An 18211-nucleotide genomic window follows, 5' to 3' on the forward strand; every position below is an offset into this window, starting at 1 on the left:
CATGGACGTCGTGAGATCCATCCTTGATTTCAACGCCGGCCGCGACCCCGAGCGGCTGCGCATGAAGTTCGCGAAGATGCGCCAGAGCCCCTTCATCTTCCTGCGCGGCACGGCCCATCTCTTCCACGCGGGCGTGCAGCGCCGCGGCGTGCTGAAGAACGCGCCGCCGGCCTGGTGCTGCGGCGACATGCACCTGGAGAACTTCGGCAGCTACAAGGGCGACAACCGCCTGGCCTATTTCGACCTCAATGATTTCGACGAGGCCGCGCTCGCCCCGGCCGCCTGGGACCCGCTGCGGCTGCTGACCAGCCTGTGGCTGGCGGCGCAGGAGCTGCACCTGGACACGGCGCACACGCAGCGGCTGTGCCGCGCGCTGCTGGACGCCTATGCCGATGCGCTGGCCGTCGGCAAGGCCTACTGGCTGGAGCGCGAGACCGCGTCCGGCCCGGTGCGCGAGCTGCTCGATCAGGTCGGCCTGCGCAAGCGCGCCGATTTCCTCGCCAAGCGCTGCGGTGCGCCGACGCGCGCCGGCCGCTACCGCCGGCTCAAGATCGACGGCCAGCGCTCGCTGGCGGCCAGCGATGTGCAGAAGCAGCAGGTCGCCGAGTTCATGCAGGGCTTCGCGAAGACCCAGCACGACCCGCAGTTCTTCGAGGTGCTGGACGTGGCGCGGCGCATCGCCGGCACCGGCAGCCTGGGCCTGCAGCGCTATGTGATCCTGGTGCGCGGCAAGGGCGTGGCCGACGGCCAGTACCTGCTCGACCTGAAGCAGATCCTGCCGTCGGTGCTCGCGCCGGCGGGCGGCTGCAGGCAGCCGGAATTCGGCGACACGGCGCAGCGCCTCGTGGCCGTGCAGCGCCGCATGCAGGCCGTGTCGATGGCCTTCCTGCACGCGGTCAGCCTCGATGGCCAGCCCCATGTGCTGCGCGGGCTGCAGGCCAACGAGGACAGGCTGGACCTCGCCGCCCTCTCGGAGCACGGGCATGCGCTGGCCGACAGCCTCGTCACGATGGGGCGGCTGATGGCCTGGGCGCAGCTGCGCTCGTCGGGCCGCCAGGGGGCCGCCACGGCGGACGAGCTGATCGATTTCGGCCGGCGCGGCGGCGGCGAGGGCAAGTGGCGCGACCGGCTGGTGGCGCTGTCGCGCGCGACGGCCGAGCAGGCGCGCGAGGACTGGGTCACCTATTGCCGGGCCTTCGACCAGGGCGCCTTCGACATCGTGAACCATGGCAGCTGATACCCCGGGCCTGCGCTGGCGCGCCGACCTGACCGCCGGCCTGTGCGTGGCCGGTCTGCTGCTGCCCGAGGGCGTGGCCTATGCCGGCCTGGCCGGCCTGCCGGTGGCGCATGCCTTCGCGGCGGCCCTCGTCGGCCTGGCCGTCTACGCGCTGTTCGGCCGCAGCCGCGACGCCATCGTCGCGCCCACCTCGTCCAGTGCCAGCCTGGCCGCTGCCGCGGCGGCGGGCCTGGCCGGCATCGCGCCCGCCGAGGCGCTGCTGGCCCTGACGCTGGCGGCTGGCGGCGTGCTGCTCGCGCTGGCCGCGGCGCGCCAGGGCCAGCTGTCGGCCTTCGTGTCGCGGCCGGTGCTGCGTGGCTTCGCGTTCGCGCTGGCCATCACCATCGTCATCAAGCAGCTGCCCGACGTGCTCGGCCTGCACCCGCCGCCGGGCCTGGATGCGCCGCACCTGCTCGTCTGGGTGCTGGCCCACACGGCCGGCTGGCACGGCCTGAGCCTGCTCGTGGCGCTGGCGGCCGGCGGGCTGATCGCGCTGCTGCGGCGCTGGCCGACCTGGCCGGCCTCGCTGATCGCGCTGGTGGCCGCCATCGCCGCGACGCGCTGGCTGGGCCTGCAGGCCGAGGGCGTCGAGGTGGTCGGCACGGTCGCGCCGCCGGCCTTCGCGCTGCACCTGCCGGATCTGGAGCGTGACGCCTGGCTGCGCGTGGCCGAGCTGGCGGTCGGCCTGGTCGTGCTGCTGTTCGCCGAGTCCTGGGGCAGCATCCGCGCGCTGGGCCTGCAGCGTGGCGACGCGCCGGACGCCAACCGCGAGCTGATGGCCCTGGGTGCGGCCAATGTGGCCGCCGGGCTGTTGCAGGGCATGCCGGTGGGCGCGGGCTTCTCGGCCAGCGCGGCCAACCACAGCGCCGGCGCGCAGAGCCGCCGTGCCGGCCTCATCGCCTGTGCCGTGCTGGGGCTGGCCATCGCCGTCGCGCTGCCGGCCCTGCAATGGCTGCCGCGGCCGGTGCTGGCCGTGGCCGTCATCGCGGCGCTGTGGCATGCGCTGTCGCCGCGGCCGCTGCTGGCCACCTGGCGTCTCGGTCGCGACCGCCTGCTCATCGCCGGCGCCGTCGTCGCCGTGCTGGCCCTGGGCCTGCTGCACGGCATGCTGGCTTCGGTTGCGCTGTCCATCGTCGAGGCGCTGCGCCGCTTCAGCCAGCCGGTGCTGCACGAGCTCGGCGCCATGCCGGGCACGCGCAACTTCGTCAACCGGCCCGAGCACCCCGATGCCGTGCCGGTGCCGGGCGCGCTGATCCTGCGCCCGCAGGAGCCGCTGTTCTTCGCCAGCGCCGAGCGCGTGATGGCCGAGGCCGCGGCGCGGCTGGCCGCGAGCGGCGCAGCCACGCTGGTGATGAGCCTGGAGGAGAGCGGCGACCTCGACAGCACGGCGCTGGAATGCCTGCTGGAGCTGGACCAACGCCTCGCGGCGCGCCAGCAACGGCTGCTGCTGGCGCGCGTGAAAGAGCCGGTGCGGGCCCTGCTGCATGCGAGCGCGCCGGATGGGCTGGGCCGCGAGGACCGGCAGTTCTGGAGCGTGGCGGACGCGGCGACCAGCCTGGGAGGCTAGAACCGGTTCAGGGCTTCAAGGCAGGAGCAGCGGCAGGCGCAGCGAGAAACAGGCGCCGGTGCCGACGCTGGGCTCGATGCCGAGCTGGCCGTGCATCAGCTCGGCCAGCGCGCGCGACAGCGCCAGGCCCAGGCCGGTGCCGCCATGTTGGTAGCTGACGCTGGCATCGCCCTGGCGGAACTTCTCGAAGATCTGCGCATGTTTCTCGGCCGGAATGCCGGGGCCGGTGTCGATGACCTGCACGAGCAGGCTGTCGCCGTCGCGGGCCATGCGCAGGCGCACGCCGCCCTGCTCGGTGAACTTGATCGCGTTGGAGAGCAGGTTGTTGAGGATCTGCTTCAGGCGCAGGCCGTCGCAGAGGATGGCCGGGGGCAAGGCGGGGTCGAACTCCTGCGTCAGCGTCAGGCCCTTGCTCTGCGCGCTCAGCGCGAAGAAGTCGGCCGTGCCGTTCAGCAACTGCTGCAGGTCGACGGGTTCGGGGCTGAGCTGCATCGAGCCGGCCTCGACTTTGGCGAGGTCGAGGATCTCGGTCAGCAGCTTGTTCAGATGCTCGGCGCCCTTGCGGATCAGGCCGGCGGCCTCGCGGTAGCGCGGTTCCTGCAGGCGCTGTTCCATCAGCTCGGCATAGCCGCGGATGCTGGTCAGCGGCGTGCGCAGTTCGTGCGAGATGGCGGCCAGGAACTCGCTCTTGGCCTGGTTGGCGGCCAGCGCCTCGGCCTCGCTGATCTTCAGCGCATCATGGCTCTGCTCGAGCCGGCGCAGTCCGGTGACGAAGAGCACGGCCGAGGCGACGATGGCCAGGCTCAGCACGGCGGTCAGGCCGATCATGCCGTCGCGCGTGGCCCGCCAGTCGCGCAGGGCCTCCTCCTCGCCGATGCTGACGAGGGTCAGCAGCGGGAGGCCGGCGACGTGGCGGAAGGCGTAGATGCGCCTCACGCCGTCCAGGCTGCTGGTCGAGCGGTAGTTGCCCTCTGGCTCGCCCAGGTGCTGGCCCAGCGCCGAGCCGGGCGGCAGCTGCCTGCCCATGCCGTCGGGCTTGCCACCGATCACGCGGGCGCGCACGTTCATGTCCTGGCCGATCAGGGCGACGCTGCCGGTCTGGCCCACGTCCACGTCGGCATAGACGCGCTCGAAATAGCTCGGGTCCAGAGAGGCGACGATGACGCCGTCGATGTGGCCGTTCGCGTCGCGCAGCGCGCGCGAGAGCTGGATGGTCCAGCGGTTGGACACCTTGCCGAGCACGGGGCGGCCGACGAAGAGCCGGTCCTGGTCGGCGGGGCGGTCGGGCTGGCCGAGATGGGCCTTGACGTGTTCGCGGTCGGAGAGGTCGATGCGGCCGTTCTTCCTGCCGCTCGGGTCCAGGTTGCTGCCGACGAGGACGCCCTGGGCATCGACCAGTGAGAGCTGCACGAGGATCAGCGGCGCCAGGCCGGTCTCGTTGGCGAAGCGGATCAGGTCCTCCGGCCGCAGTTGGGCGGCGCCGTGGTCCTGCACGACGCGCAGCATCGCCTGGTCGGCCGCGGCCAGCACGCGCAGGGTCTGCTCCGACAGCACGCGGGCGAGGTTGCGACCCTGCTGGTCCTGGGCCTGCAGGGCGTCGCGCCGCTTCAGCCCCAGCACGGCCGCGACCGAGCCCCAGGCGACGATCAGCGCGAAGGCCGCGAACAGCAGCACCATCGCGCTGAGCGTCAGGCGCCGGCCGGTGGCGTGGTTCCGGGGTGGGGCTGGCGGCAGGGAAGCGGCGGGCATGGCGCCATGCTAGGGCCAGGCGGGCACCGCGCCACCGGCCGCGGCGGCCCGTCTGTGCAGCATTTGGGTGCCGCGGCGCCTGCGCGGCACCGGCAGCTAGGCCAAAGCCAGCACCCTGAGCTTCTCGACCGTCGCCCAGTTGCGCGTCGTGCCGGCCTCGCCGAGCCGCTTCAGCAGCGCGACGCCGGCCTTGCTTTCGAGGATGCCGTGGGCGCACCACAGGTAGGCCGCGTGCGCGGTGACGACGAGGCGCTCGTCACCCTGGGTGGCGATGCCGGCCACGGCCTGCAGCGTGGCGGCATCTCCCGTCACCGCGACGAGCAGGCGGCTCGCGTCGTCGGCCTCGGCGATCGGCTGCGAGGCCGCGATGGCGGCCCATTCGTCCGCGGTCTTCACGATGACGGCGGCGTCGACGCCGAGCCGCTCCAGCACGGCCGCGCGGATCCGGTCCGCCGTGAGCTTCCTGCGGGTGTCGAAGACGGCGTTGCCGCTGTTCAGCAGCGTTGCCACATTCGTCGCGCCGAGTTCGGCCAGCAGGGCCTTGAGGTCGGCCATCGCGAGGCGCTTGGCCTTGCCGACATTGATGCCGCGCCAGAGGGCGATGGTGCGCAAGTCAGTTCTCCGCGGTGTGGACGAGCTTGCCGCCAACCCTGGATTGCAGCACGCAGCTCAGCTCATGCCCTGATGGCGCAGCAGGGCGTCGATGCGCGGCTCGCGGCCACGGAAGGCCTTGAAGTTGTCGATGGCGTCGCGCGCGCCGCCCTGTTCCAGCACCTCGTGCAGGAAGCGCCGGCCGGTGGCAGCGTTGAAAACGCCTTCCTCCTCGAAGGCGCTCCAGGCGTCGGCGCTGAGCAGCTCGGCCCACTTGTAGCTGTAGTAGCCGGCCGCATAGCCACCCGCGAAGATGTGCGAGAAGCTGTGCTGGAAGCGGTTGAAGGCGGGCGGGATCAGCACGGCGACCTCGTCGCGCACCTCGTCGAGCAGCTTCTGCACGTCGGCCTCGCTGCCCGGCTCGCCGTGCAGGCGCATGTCGAACAGCGCGAACTCGATCTGGCGCAGCGTCATCAGCCCGCTCTGGAAGTTCTTGGCCGCGAGCATCTTCTCGAACAGCTCGCGCGGCAGCGGCGCGCCGCTGTCGACATGGCCGCTGAGCTGCTGCAGCACATCCCATTCCCAGCAGAAGTTCTCCATGAACTGGCTGGGCAACTCGACGGCGTCCCACTCGACGCCGGAGATGCCCGACACGCCGAGGTCGTTCACCTGCGTCAGCATGTGGTGCAGGCCGTGGCCGAACTCGTGGAAGAGGGTGATGACGTCGTCGTGCGTCAGCAGGGCCGGTTTAGCCCCCACGGGGGAAGCGAAGTTGCACACCAGCTGGGCCACGGGCAGCTGCTGCTCTCCCGAGGGCCTGAGCCAGCGGCTGCGCACATCGTCCATCCAGGCACCGGGGCGCTTGCCCGGGCGGGCGCAGAGGTCGAGGTAGAACTGCGCGATGGGCTTGCCACTGCGACGCAGCTCGTAGAACTTGACGGTGTCGTTCCAAACCGGGGTGCTGGCCTCGGTGATGGACACGTCGAACAGCCGCTCGATGATGGAGAACAGGCCGGCGACGACCTTGGGCGCGGTGAAGTATTGCTTCACCGTCTGGTCGCTGAAGGCGTAGCGGGCCTCCTTGAGCTTCTCGCTCCAGTAGGACACGTCCCAGCTCTCCAGCGCGGCGCCCTTGGCGAAATCGCGCAGCTCGGCCAGATCCTTCTCGGCGAAGGGGCGGGCGCGTCCGGCAAGGTCGCGCAGGAAGTGCATGACCTCGGCCGGCGTCGACGCCATCTTGGGCGCGAGCGACACCTCGGCGAAGCTGGTATAGCCCAGCAGTTGCGCCTCCTCCTGGCGGAGTGCCACGATTTCGCGCATCGCGGCCGTGTTGTCCCATTCGGGCTTGCCCTGCTCGCTGGCGCGGGTCACGTAGGCGCGGTAGAGGGTCTCGCGCAGCGCGCGGTTCTCGGCGTACTGCATGACGGGCAGGTAGACCGGGAAGTGCAGCGTGATCTTGTAGCCGCCATCGTCGAGCCGGGTGGCGTCCAGCACGTCCTGCGGCACGCCGGCCAGCTCCTCGGCGCTGGCGATGATGTGCCAGCCATCGGTCGCGTCCAGCACATGCTCGCTGAACTGCTGCTGCAGCTCGGCGCTGCGCTCCTGGATGGCGGCATAGCGCTCGCGGGCCGTGCCCTGCAGCTCGGCGCCGGACAGCACGAAGTCGCGGATCGCGTGCTTGAGCAGTTGCCGGCGCGGTGCGCTCAGGGCCTCGCCCTGCGCGGACATCACGGCCTTGTACTTCGCGAACAACGCCTCGTTGGCGCCCATCGCGGTGCTGAACTCGGTGACGGCCGGCAGCATCGCGTTGTAGGCCTCGCGCAGGGCCGGCGTGTCGGCGACGGCGTTCAGATGGCCGACCGCGCCCCAGGCCGCGCCCATGCGCTCGGTGGCCGTGTCGAGGATGCGCGAGAGCGCGTCGTAGTCGGCCGGCGTCTCGGGCTTCACGGCCTCGTCCAGCGCGGCCTGGGCGGCGGCCAGCAGCTGGTGAATGGCGGGCTGCACATGCTCGGGCCGGATGGCCGCGAAGTCGGGCAGGGCGGCGGTGGAGAGCAGGGGATTGGTCATGGTCAGGCGGACTTGGCGGCGCGTTCCGCCGATTCAAGCGTATTGACGAGCAGCATGGCGATGGTCATCGGGCCGACCCCACCGGGCACGGGGGTGATCCAGCCGGCGACTTCCTTCACGCCGTCGAAATCCACGTCGCCGCAGAGCTTGCCCTCGTCGTTGCGGTTCATGCCGACGTCGATGACGACGGCGCCGGGCTTGACCATGTCGACCGTCAGCACATTGCGCTTGCCCACCGCCGCGACGATGACGTCGGCCTGGCGGGTCATCGCGCCGAGGTCGGCCGTGCCGCTGTGGCAGACGGTGACGGTGGCGTTGGCGGCCAGCAGCATCATGGCCATGGGCTTGCCGACGATGTTGCTGCGGCCGATGACGACGGCGTGCTTGCCCTTCAGGTTGGCCATGCCGATGCTTTCCAGCATCTTCATGCAGCCATAGGGCGTGCAGGCCTTGAAGCCCGGCTCGCCCACCATCAGCGCGCCGGCGCTGGCGACGTGGAAGCCGTCCACGTCCTTGGCCGGCGAGATGGACTCGATGACCTTGTGGTCGTCGATGTGCTTGGGCAGGGGCAGCTGCACGAGGATGCCGTGGATGGCGGGATCGTTGTTCAGCGCCTCGACGCGGGCCAGCAACTCGGCCTCGGTCATGCTCGCCTCGTACTTCTCCAGCACGGAGCGGATGCCGGCTTCCTCGCAGGCCTTGACCTTGTTGCGCACATAGACCTGGCTGGCCGGGTTGTCGCCGACGAGGATGACGGCGAGGCCGGGCTGGCGGCCCTGGGCGGTCAGCGCGGCGGCGCGTTGGGCCACTTGGGCGCGGGTGGCCTTGGACAGGGCGAGGCCGTCGATCAGTTGGGCGGTCATGGAACAGTCCTTTGTTTTTGCGGGACAGACCGCCCGAGCGAAGCGAGTAGCTCTGTCCTCAACTGACTAAAACAAAAGAGGCCGCATGCAGCGGCCTCTGTATGAGATGCGGGTGTTTAAGCCTTGGCGGTGGCACCGAGGGCGATCTTCAGCAGATCGGCCACGGTGTTGGCGTTGAGCTTCTCCATGATGTTGGCGCGATGCGCCTCGACCGTCTTGATGCTGATGCCGAGGTCGTCGGCGATCTGCTTGTTCAGGCGGCCGGCGACGATGCGCTCCAGCACCTGGGCCTCGCGGGTCGTGAGCCGGGCCAGCAGCGCGTCGCGGCTGGCGGCTTCCTGGTGGCTGGAGAAGGCGTCGCGGGCCTGGTCGAGCATGCGCTCCACCAGGGCCAGCAGCTCTTCTTCCTTGAAGGGCTTCTCGATGAAGTCCATCGCGCCCTTCTTCATCGTCTGCACGGCCATCGGCACGTCGCCGTGGCCGGTGATGAAGACGATGGGCAGGGGGCTCTTTCGCTCGATGAGGCGGTCCTGCAGCTCCAGGCCTGTCATGCCGTCCATGCGGATGTCGGCGATCAGGCAGGCCACCTCGCGGGGGTCGTAGCGGGCCAGGAAGGATTCGGCGGAGTCAAAGCACTTGACCCGGTAGTCCTTGCCTTCGAGCAGCCATTGCAGGGAGTCGCGGACCGCTTCGTCGTCGTCGACAACGTAGACGTTGCCCTTCTTCGGGATCAAGCTCATGGTGTGGTGGGTTCGGTTCTCTGAGCGCCGCTGGCGTTGTCCGCACGCAGCTGTTCTGAGGAGATGGTGACCGGGATCGTGAAGGCGAATCGGCACCCGACGACAAGGGAGCCATTGTAGAGGTTCTCGGCTTTTATCCGGCCCTGGTGGGACTCGACGATGGACCGGCATAACCCTAATCCGATGCCCAGGCCGTCGGCCTTGGTCGAGAAGAAGGCCTCGTACATGCGGGCCAGCACCTCATCGGGCAAACCCGGCCCCATGTCGGTCACCGAGAACTCGATCTGGCCGCCCAGGTCGGCGCTGTGCTTGGGCACGACGCGCAGCTCGATGTGGCGGCGCGAGGTCGGCAGCGAGGCGTTGTCGATGGCCTCGGCGGCGTTCTTCAGCAGGTTCATCAGCACCTGCTCGATGAGGATGGGGTCCACCATCAGCTGCGGCAGGCGCTGAGCGACATAGGTGTGGATGGCCACGCTGCGCCGGCGCAGCTCGATGCCGGCCAGCTCGACGGCGTCCTCGACGATGTCGGCCGCATTCGCCGGCTGGCGCTGCGGCTCGCTGCGCTTCACGAAGGCGCGGATGCGGTGAATGATCTGGCCGGCACGCTCGGCCTGGCGGGCGGTCTTCTCGAGCGCCGCCATCAGCGAATCCTTGTCGATGTTGTCGGCGCGCACGCGGCTGACCATGCCGTTGCAGTAGTTGGTGATGGCGGTCAGCGGCTGGTTCAGCTCGTGGGCGACGCTGGAGGCCATCTCGCCCATCGTCATCAGCCGGCTCGTCACCTGGGCCTTCTCGGCCTGCAGCGCGGCCTGGTGCTCGGCGTGGCGGCGCATCGTGATGTCGGTGGCGATCAGCATCTGCGCCAGGCGCCCGTCCGTCCACTGCAGGTAGCGGGCGCGCACGTCGAACCACATGGCCAGCGACTCGACGTAGACCTCGCGCGGGTCGGAGCCGATGTCGGTCAGCGCCTCGGCGGGCAGGCCGGAGTAGTCGTCGACCTCGTCGGAGGCGTCGGGCAGGCCGCGCCGGCTCGTCGTGCCGACCAGCTGGCCGCCGGCCAGCAGCGCGTGGCCGGCCGGGTCGGCGCCGAACCACAGCCGGTAGCTGCGGTTGGCGAACAGCAGCTCGGGCGGCTGCACCGACAGCACCGACACGGCCGCGTCCAGGCCTTCCAGCACGGTCGTGAAGCGCTCGTGCGAGGCCGAGAGCTGGTCGCGCACACGCTTGGCCTCGGTGATGTTGGTCATCGAGGTCATCCAGCCGGTCTGCTTGCCCTTGGTGTCCACCAGGGGCGAGACATAGACGCGGGCGTCGAACTGGCTGCCGTCGCGGCGCTGGATCTTGACCTCGACGCCGCCCGAGGGGCTGCGACCCTGCAGCTCCTGCTGCAGCAGGCGCGCGTTCTCCTCGCGGCGGTCGCTGGGCCAGAAGGGGTAGGGCGGCGTGCGGCCGACGAGGTCGGCCTCCGAGAAGCCCGTCATCGCGCAGAAGGCCGGGTTCACGTAGGTGATGCGCGTGTCCATGTCCATCGCGCGCATGCCGGTCAGCATGGAGTTCTCCATCGCGCGGCGGAAATTGGTTTCCAGCGTCAGCGCGTTCTGGATCTGGGTGCGGCGACGCATGTGGCGCCAGGTGCCCAGCAGCATCCACACCGTCAGGCCGGCCAGCGCCAGCACCAGCCAGAACAGGGCATTGCTGATCAGGCCGATGGAGGTGCGCCAGCCCTGGCCGCGCAGCACCAGGCCGTTCAGCGCCGGGGCCAGCGGCACGTCGTGCAGCAGGGCCGCGCGGCGCAGCACCTGGCCGGGCATGGGCGTGACGGTGCTGCTGACGACCTGGTCGCGCGCATCCAGCACGGCGATGCTGTGGCGCGTGGCGACCTCGCTGGGCACGTAGTAGCGCAGCAGCGCCTCGACCGTGTATTCGGCGATCAGCACGCCGGCGAAGCCGCCGCGGTCGATCAGCGGGATGTGCAGCTGGAAGACTGTGGTGCCGTTGGCGTCGGCGAAGGGCGGCGAGTAGACCGGCTGGCGCCTTTCCTTGGCGGCCTCGAAGGCGATCTCGGCCGCGTTGGACTGGTTGGGCAAGGGCATGGACGGGTCGTCGCCGTCCGCCGTCATCAGCCCGTCGGCCTGGAAACCGGCCGCGCCGACGCTGCTGCGGCGCTCGCGGTGCGCGCTCAGCCAGGTCACATGGGTCAGCTCGGGCCGCTCGCGCGCGAAGGCCTGGGCCTGGGCGGAGAACTCGTGGGCGTCGATCTGGCGCGTGACGACCTCGCGCGCGATGCGCACGAGCTGCTCCTGGTTCTCGATCAGGCGCAGGCGGATCTGCTGCTGGGCGATCTCGGTGTCGCGCTTGACGCTCTCGGTCTCGCGCTCGATCTCTTCGTTGCGCAGATACCAGAAGGCCGAAATGATGGCTGCGAGGAAGAGCAGCACCGAGATCAGCGGGCCCAGCGTGGCCAGGCGGTCCTGGCGCGAGGGCGATTGCCGGAACCACCAGGTGGCGACCAGGCGGCGCAGCGGCGCCAGCATGCGCTGGCTGCGGGAGCGGGTCTCGGGGGCGGGAGAGTCGACGGACATCGACAAATTATCCGGGTGGCTGATGCCATCAGAATTTCATAATAAGAAATCGAATCGCACCATTTGGAAAATTCCGAGGCCTGTGAGACACTGCGGCCGCTCGCGGACCGAGGTCCTGCGTCTTGCCCCTGTTAGAACAGCCACTTCCGCACGAAAGAGGCGGAATTCACTAGGAGACCGGCCATGTCAGCCCAGCCGCAAGAGTTTCTCGGCGCCGCCGCGAACGACAACGATCCGCAAGAGACCAAGGAGTGGCTGGACGCCCTCTCGGCCGTCATCGACCGCGAGGGCGCGGAGCGCGCCCACTTCCTGATCGAGGAACTGCTGGAGCACGCCCGCCAGCACAGCATCGACCTGCCGTTCTCGGCCACGACCGGCTACGTCAACACCATCGAGGCCTCGGCCGAGGCGCGCTGCCCCGGCAACATCCAGATCGAGAAGCGCCTGCGCGCCTATATGCGCTGGAACGCGATGGCCATGGTCGTGCGCGCCAACCGCCTGAATCCGGCGGATGGTGGCGACCTGGGCGGCCACATCGGCTCCTTCGCGTCGCTGGCCTCGATGCTGGGCGCCGGCTTCAACCACTTCTGGCATGCCGAGAGCGAGGGCCATGGCGGCGACTGCCTCTACATCCAGGGCCACAGCGCGCCCGGCATCTATGCCCGCGCCTTCCTGGAAGGCCGGCTGACCGAGGATCAACTGGACAACTTCCGCCAGGAAGTCGACGGCCACGGCCTGTCCAGCTATCCGCACCCGAAGCTGATGCCCAACTTCTGGCAGTTCCCGACCGTCTCGATGGGCCTGGGCCCCTTGATGGCCATCTACCAGGCGCGCTTCCTGAAGTATCTGCACGCCCGCGGCATCGCCAACACCGAGAACCGCAAGGTCTGGGCCTTCATGGGCGACGGCGAGATGGACGAGCCCGAGAGCCTGGGCGCCATCGGCCTGGCGGCGCGCGAGGGCCTGGACAACCTGGTCTTCGTCGTCAACTGCAACCTGCAGCGCCTGGACGGCCCGGTGCGCGGCAACGGCAAGATCATCCAGGAGCTCGAAGGCGAGTTCCGCGGCAGCGGCTGGAGCGTCATCAAGCTGGTCTGGGGCAAGGGCTGGGACGAGCTGCTGGCGCGCGACAAGACCGGCAAGCTCAAGCAGCTGATGATGGAGACGCTGGACGGCGACTACCAGGCCATGAAGGCCAATGACGGTGCCTACGTCCGCAAGCACTTCTTCGGCAAATACCCCGAGACCGCCAAGCTCGTCGCCCACATGAGCGACGAGGAGGTCTTCGAACTGCGCCGCGGCGGCCACGAGCCCGAGAAGGTCTACGCCGCCTTCCACGCCGCCCACAACAACACGACGGGCCAGCCCACCGTGCTGCTGGTCAAGACCGTCAAGGGCTATGGCATGGGCAAGGCCGGCGAGGGCAAGAACACCGTCCACCAGACCAAGAAGCTGACGGACGAGGACATCAAGTACATCCGCGACCGCTTCAACATCCCGGTGCCGGACAGCGAGCTGCCCAAGCTGCCCTATTACAAGCCGGCCGAAGACACGCCCGAGATGCGCTATCTGCACGAGCGCCGCCAGGCCCTGGGCGGCTATCTGCCGCACCGCCGCGCCAAGGCCGACGAGCAGTTCAAGACGCCCGAGCTGGCCACCTTCCAGGCCGTGCTCGACCCGACCGCCGAGGGCCGCGAGATCTCGACGACCCAGGCCTATGTGCGCTTCCTGACCCAGCTGCTGCGCGACAAGGAGATCGGCCCGCGCGTCGTGCCCATCCTCGTCGACGAGGCCCGCACCTTCGGCATGGAAGGCCTGTTCCGCCAGATCGGCATCTACAACCCCAAGGGCCAGCTCTACACCCCGGTCGACAAGGACCAGGTGATGTACTACCGCGAGGACAAGGCCGGCCAGATCCTGCAGGAAGGCATCAACGAGGCCGGCGGCATGGCCAGCTGGATCGCGGCGGCCACGAGCTATTCGACGAGCAACCGGATCATGATCCCGTTCTACGTCTACTACTCGATGTTCGGCTTCCAGCGCATCGGCGACCTGGCCTGGGCCGCCGGCGACATGCAGGCCCGCGGCTTCCTGCTCGGCGGCACGTCCGGCCGCACGACGCTGAACGGCGAGGGCCTGCAGCACGAGGACGGCCACAGCCACATCCTGGCCGGCACCATCCCCAACTGCGTGAGCTACGACCCGACCTTCGCGCACGAGGTGGCGGTCATCATGCAGCGCGGCTTGAAGCGCATGGTCGAGGACCAGGAAAACGTCTTCTACTACATCACCCTGCTGAACGAGAACTACCCGATGCCGGGCCTGAAGGCCGGCACCGAGGAGCAGATCCTCAAGGGCATGTACCTGCTGGAAGAAGCCGACGCCGGCAAGACGATCAGCGTCAACCTGCTGGGCTCGGGCACCATCCTGCGCGAGAGCCAGGTCGCCAAGATGCTGCTGGAGGAGGACTGGGGCGTCGGCGCCAATGTGTGGAGCTGCCCGAGCTTCAACGAGCTGGCCCGCGACGGCCAGAACGCCGAGCGCTGGAACCTGCTGCACCCGACCGAGCTGGCCTGCGTGCCCTTCGTCACGCAGCAGCTGGGCCGTACGACCGGCCCGGTCATCGCGTCGACCGACTACATGAAGAACTATGCCGAGCAGATCCGTGCCTTCGTGCCCAAGGGCCGTTCGTACAAGGTGCTGGGCACCGACGGCTTCGGCCGCAGCGACTTCCGCTCCAAGCTGCGCCAGCACTTCGAGATCAACCGCCACTACATCGTCGTCGCCGCGCTGAAGGCGCTGGCCGATGACGGCGCCATCCCGATGGCGCGTGTGGCCGAGGCCATCGCGAAGTACGGCATCGACGCCAACAAGATCAACCCGCTCTACGCCTGAAGCCGAGGGAGACAAGACATGGCAATGGTTGAAGTCAAGGTTCCCGACATCGGCGATTTCGACGAAGTCGGCGTCATCGAGGTGCTCGTCAAGGTGGGCGACCGCATCAAGGTCGAGCAAAGCCTCGTGACGGTGGAGAGCGACAAGGCCTCGATGGAGATTCCGTCGTCCACGGCAGGCGTCGTCAAGGAGATCAAGGTCGCCGTCGGCGACAAGGTCAGCGAGGGCAGCCTGCTCGTCGTCGTCGAGAGCGAAGGCGCGGCTGCGCCCGCTCCGGCCGCCGCTCCGGTAGCCGCCGCTGCTGCGCCGGCCGCGCCCGCCCCGGCGCCTGCCGCTGCGGCGCCCGCGCCGGTCGCCGCCGGTGGCTCGGTCACCGTCGAGGTGCCGGACATCGGCGACTTCGACGAGGTGGCCGTCATCGAGCTGCTCGTCAAGGTCGGCGACACCGTCAAGGTCGAACAGAGCCTGGTGACGGTGGAGAGCGACAAGGCCTCGATGGAGATTCCGTCCTCGACGGCCGGTGTCGTCGAGGAGCTGCTGGTCAAGATCGGCGACAAGGTCAGCAAGGGTTCGGCGCTGGCACGCGTGAAGGCTGCCGGCAGCGCTGCTGTGCCGGTGCCTGCCGCCGCGGCACCCGCTCCGGTCGCCGCCGCACAGGCCCAGCCGGCCGCGGCTGCCGCCCCCGCCGTGGCTGCTGCGCTGCCCGCCCACCAGCCCACGGCCCCCACGGGCCAGCTGCCCCACGCCTCGCCCAGCATCCGCAAGCTGGCGCGCGAACTGGGCGTGCCGCTGGCCGAGGTCAAGGGCAGCGGAGCCAAGGGCCGCGTCACCGAAGCCGACCTGCAGGGCTTCGTCAAGGCCGTCATGGCCGGCGCGGTGCAGACCGGCGCGCAGAAGGCCGTCGCCCCCGCGGCTGCCGCCGGTGGCGGCACGGGCCTGAACCTGCTCGCCTGGCCCAAGGTCGACTTCGAGAAGTTCGGCGCGGTGGAGCGCAAGGAGCTGTCGCGCATCAAGAAGATCTCGGGCGCCAATCTGCATCGCAACTGGGTCGTCATTCCGCACGTCACCAACCACGACGATGCCGACATCACCGAGCTCGAAGCCTTCCGCGTGCAGCTGAACAAGGAGAACGAGAAGGCCGGCATCAAGGTCACGATGCTCGCCTTCATGATCAAGGCGGCCGTCGCGGCGCTGAAGAAGTTCCCCGAGTTCAACAGCAGCCTCGACGGCGACACGCTGGTGCTGAAGAACTACTTCCACATCGGCTTCGCGGCCGACACGCCCAACGGCCTCGTCGTGCCCGTCATCAAGGACGCCGACAAGAAGGGCATCTTCCAGATCAGCGCCGAGATGTCGGAGCTGGCCAAGAAGGCGCGTGACGGCAAGCTGGGCCCGGCCGACATGAGCGGCGGCTGCTTCTCGATCTCGTCGCTGGGCGGCATCGGCGGCAAGTACTTCACGCCCATCATCAACGCGCCGGAAGTGGCCATCATGGGCGTCTGCAAGAGCTCGACAGAGCCGGTCTGGGACGGCAAGGCCTTCGTGCCGCGCTTGATCCTGCCGCTGTCGCTGAGCTGGGACCACCGCGTCATCGACGGCGCCGCGGCTGCGCGCTTCAACGTCTACTTCGCCAGCCTGCTGTCCGACTTCCGTCGGATCGCACTCTGATCGGGAGCTGAACTCATGGCGATCATTGAAGTTCAAGTTCCCGACATCGGCGATTTCGACGAAGTCGGCGTCATCGAACTGCTGGTCAAGGCCGGCGACAGCGTCAAGGTCGAGCAGAGCCTGATCACCGTCGAGAGCGACAAGGCCTCGATGGAGATTCCCTCGTCCGCCGCTGGCGTCGTCAAGGAGATCAAGGTCAAGCTGGGCGACAAGGTCAGCAAGGGCTCGGTCATCCTGGCGCTGGAGGCCGAGGGCGCCGCGGCGCCCGCTCCGGCGCCCGCTCCGGCGCCCGTGGCTGCGGCGCCGGCTCCGGTTGCTGCAAGCTACACCGGCAGTGCCGACCAGGCCTTCGACCTCGTCGTTCTCGGCGGCGGCCCCGGCGGCTACTCGGCCGCCTTCCGCGCCGCCGACCTCGGCCTCAAAGTCGCGATCGTCGAGCGCTATGCGACGCTGGGCGGCGTCTGCCTGAACGTCGGCTGCATCCCGTCCAAGGCTCTGCTGCACGTCGCGGCGGTCATGGACGAGGTCGGTCACATGGCCGACCTGGGCATCGCCTACGCGGCCCCCACCGTCGACATCGACAAACTGCGCACGCACAAGAACAAGGTCACGGGCAAGCTGACCGGCGGCCTGGCCGCGATGGCCAAGATGCGCAAGGTCACCGTGCTGCGCGGCTATGGCGCGCTGCTGGATGCCCAGCACCTCAAGGTCGAGGCGACCGAAGGTACGGGCCAGGCCAAGACCGGCACGACCCAGACCGTCGCCTTCAAGCGCCTCATCATCGCGGCCGGCTCGCAGGCCGTGCGCCTGCCCTTCCTGCCGGACGACCCGCGCATCGTCGACTCGACCGGCGCGCTGGAGATGGGCGTGAGGCCGCAGAAGATGCTGATCGTCGGCGGCGGCATCATCGGCCTGGAGATGGGCACGGTCTATTCGACGCTGGGTGCGCGCCTGGACGTCGTCGAGATGCTGCCCACGCTGATGACCGGCGCCGACCGCGACCTCGTCAAGGTCTGGCAGAAGTTCAACCAGCACCGCTTCGACAACATCATGTTGAACACGAAGACGGTGGCGGCCGAAGCCCGGCCGGACGGCATCTACGTGAGCTTCGAAGGCGAGGGCGCCCCGAAGGAGCCGCAGCGCTACGACCTCGTGCTGCAGGCCGTGGGCCGCACGCCCAATGGCAGGAAGATCGCCGCCGAGAATGCCGGCGTCGTCGTGACGGACCGCGGCTTCATCCCGGTCGACGTGCAGATGCGCACCAATGTCGCCAACATCTTCGCCATCGGCGACATCGTCGGCCAGCCCATGCTGGCCCACAAGGCGGTGCACGAGGGCCATGTGGCGGCCGAGGTCTGCGCCGGCGAACTGCTGGGCGAGGACAAGCTCAGGAAGAGCCAGTTCGACGCCCGCGTGATCCCGAGCGTGGCCTACACCGACCCCGAGGTCGCCTGGGTGGGCATCACCGAGGACGAGGCAAAGGCCAAGGGCATCAAGATCACCAAGGGCCTGTTCCCCTGGAACGCCTCGGGCCGCGCCATCGCCAACGGCCGTGACGAAGGCTTCACCAAGCTGATCTTCGACGAGGAGAGCCACCGCATCATCGGCGGCGGCATCGTCGGCACCCATGCCGGCGACATGATCGGCGAGATCGCGCTGGCCATCGAGATGGGCGCGGACGCGGTGGACATCGGCAAGACCATCCACCCGCACCCGACGCTGGGCGAGTCGCTCGGCATGGCTGCCGAGGTCGCGCATGGCTCCTGCACGGACGTGCCGCCGGTGCGCAAGCCGGCACGCTGAGCACGAGCCGGCCTCCTGCCTGAAAGCTCCTGTGCCGCCCGGCGGCCAGGAGCTTTTTTTCGAGCAGCAGTCGGTACTCTCACTGCACCGCGTCCGCCAGGCCTTCGTGAAGGCCCGCACTGCGCAAGCCAACCAGATTCGGGGCCTGCTCGGGGAGTACGGCCTGGTGGTGCCGCAGGGGATCGCCTACATCGCTCAACGCGTGCCGGCGCTGATCGAGGATGCGGAGAACGAGTTGCCCGGCTCCTTTCGATTGCTCATCCAGCGACTGCTCGAGCACCTGAAGGTGCTGCAACAGCAGGTCGACGAGATCGAGTGTTACGTCCCGCGTAGATTTCGGCTCGCGATCCCAAGCTATTCGAGGTTGAGTCAAGGCTGCTGTCTCGCGAAGAATTGGACGGGACTCGCAC

The 18211-nt window shown here is 69.1% G+C and carries 11 protein-coding genes and 1 pseudogene; 6 read left to right on the forward strand and 6 right to left on the reverse strand.

Annotated elements, in window-relative coordinates:
- The first annotated feature begins 1 nt into the window (after position 1).
- On the forward strand, positions 2 to 1237 hold the full coding sequence (locus tag EV671_RS20730; RefSeq protein ID WP_132575325.1) for a DUF2252 domain-containing protein: 1236 nt from the start codon (positions 2 to 4) through the stop codon (positions 1235 to 1237).
- Complete coding sequence (locus EV671_RS20735; RefSeq protein ID WP_132575327.1) at positions 1227 to 2843, forward strand: SulP family inorganic anion transporter; 1617 nt, start codon at positions 1227 to 1229, stop codon at positions 2841 to 2843. The genes EV671_RS20730 and EV671_RS20735 overlap by 11 nt, the downstream gene beginning before the upstream one ends.
- A gap of 15 nt (positions 2844 to 2858) precedes the next feature.
- Here the strand turns inward: EV671_RS20735 and EV671_RS20740 are convergent, their stop codons facing one another.
- From EV671_RS20740 to EV671_RS20765, 6 genes are all read right to left on the reverse strand, one after another.
- Positions 2859 to 4592, reverse strand: coding sequence for a sensor histidine kinase (locus tag EV671_RS20740; protein WP_243655829.1), 1734 nt, complete (start codon positions 4590 to 4592; stop codon positions 2859 to 2861).
- 96 nt (positions 4593 to 4688) lie between these two features.
- Complete coding sequence (locus EV671_RS20745) at positions 4689 to 5204, reverse strand: DUF1697 domain-containing protein (RefSeq protein ID WP_165917661.1); 516 nt, start codon at positions 5202 to 5204, stop codon at positions 4689 to 4691.
- Between the two features lie 57 nt (positions 5205 to 5261).
- The gene (locus tag EV671_RS20750) at positions 5262 to 7250 is read right to left on the reverse strand and encodes a M3 family metallopeptidase (RefSeq protein ID WP_132575331.1); all 1989 of its coding nucleotides are present in this window, start codon (positions 7248 to 7250) and stop codon (positions 5262 to 5264) included.
- A 2-nt stretch (positions 7251 to 7252) separates the two neighbouring features.
- Positions 7253 to 8113, reverse strand: a complete 861-nt coding sequence (gene folD, locus EV671_RS20755) for a bifunctional methylenetetrahydrofolate dehydrogenase/methenyltetrahydrofolate cyclohydrolase FolD (RefSeq protein ID WP_132575333.1) — start codon at positions 8111 to 8113, stop codon at positions 7253 to 7255.
- A 116-nt stretch (positions 8114 to 8229) separates the two neighbouring features.
- Entirely contained in the window at positions 8230 to 8853 is a 624-nt protein-coding gene (locus tag EV671_RS20760; RefSeq protein WP_088483486.1) for a response regulator transcription factor, read from the reverse strand.
- Positions 8850 to 11435 carry a PAS domain-containing sensor histidine kinase gene (locus EV671_RS20765; RefSeq protein ID WP_243655830.1) on the reverse strand — a complete coding sequence of 862 codons (2586 nt, stop codon included), beginning with the start codon at positions 11433 to 11435 and terminating at the stop codon, positions 8850 to 8852. The genes EV671_RS20760 and EV671_RS20765 overlap by 4 nt, the downstream gene beginning before the upstream one ends.
- Before the next feature lie 183 nt (positions 11436 to 11618).
- Here EV671_RS20765 and aceE point away from each other — a divergent pair, with 183 nt between their 5' ends.
- The 4 genes and pseudogenes from aceE to EV671_RS20785 form a co-directional block, all read left to right on the forward strand.
- Positions 11619 to 14330, forward strand: a complete 2712-nt coding sequence (aceE, locus tag EV671_RS20770; protein ID WP_132575335.1) for a pyruvate dehydrogenase (acetyl-transferring), homodimeric type — start codon at positions 11619 to 11621, stop codon at positions 14328 to 14330.
- 18 nt (positions 14331 to 14348) lie between these two features.
- A complete protein-coding gene (aceF, locus tag EV671_RS20775) occupies positions 14349 to 15998 on the forward strand; it encodes a dihydrolipoyllysine-residue acetyltransferase (protein WP_132575337.1) in 1650 nt (549 codons plus the stop codon).
- 15 nt (positions 15999 to 16013) lie between these two features.
- Positions 16014 to 17801, forward strand: coding sequence for a dihydrolipoyl dehydrogenase (lpdA, locus tag EV671_RS20780; protein ID WP_132575340.1), 1788 nt, complete (start codon positions 16014 to 16016; stop codon positions 17799 to 17801).
- Between the two features lie 61 nt (positions 17802 to 17862).
- Positions 17863 to 18211: pseudogene (locus EV671_RS20785) on the forward strand (hypothetical protein); the annotation flags it as partial.

This window comes from Roseateles saccharophilus (assembly GCF_004342485.1).
GTDB lineage: Bacteria > Pseudomonadota > Gammaproteobacteria > Burkholderiales > Burkholderiaceae_C > Pelomonas > Pelomonas saccharophila.

Excerpts from the sequence above, each read along its gene's own strand:
- EV671_RS20730 (WP_132575325.1), top strand. The coding sequence starts at position 2 with ATGGACGTCGTGAGATCCATCCTTGATTTCAACGCCGGCCGCGACCCC.
- EV671_RS20735 (WP_132575327.1), top strand. The coding sequence starts at position 1,227 with ATGGCAGCTGATACCCCGGGCCTGCGCTGGCGCGCCGACCTGACCGCC.
- EV671_RS20740 (WP_243655829.1), bottom strand. The coding sequence starts at position 4,592 with ATGCCCGCCGCTTCCCTGCCGCCAGCCCCACCCCGGAACCACGCCACC.
- EV671_RS20750 (WP_132575331.1), bottom strand. The coding sequence starts at position 7,250 with ATGACCAATCCCCTGCTCTCCACCGCCGCCCTGCCCGACTTCGCGGCC.
- folD (WP_132575333.1), bottom strand. The coding sequence starts at position 8,113 with ATGACCGCCCAACTGATCGACGGCCTCGCCCTGTCCAAGGCCACCCGC.
- EV671_RS20760 (WP_088483486.1), bottom strand. The coding sequence starts at position 8,853 with ATGAGCTTGATCCCGAAGAAGGGCAACGTCTACGTTGTCGACGACGAC.
- EV671_RS20765 (WP_243655830.1), bottom strand. The coding sequence starts at position 11,435 with ATGTCCGTCGACTCTCCCGCCCCCGAGACCCGCTCCCGCAGCCAGCGC.
- aceE (WP_132575335.1), top strand. The coding sequence starts at position 11,619 with ATGTCAGCCCAGCCGCAAGAGTTTCTCGGCGCCGCCGCGAACGACAAC.
- aceF (WP_132575337.1), top strand. The coding sequence starts at position 14,349 with ATGGCAATGGTTGAAGTCAAGGTTCCCGACATCGGCGATTTCGACGAA.
- lpdA (WP_132575340.1), top strand. The coding sequence starts at position 16,014 with ATGGCGATCATTGAAGTTCAAGTTCCCGACATCGGCGATTTCGACGAA.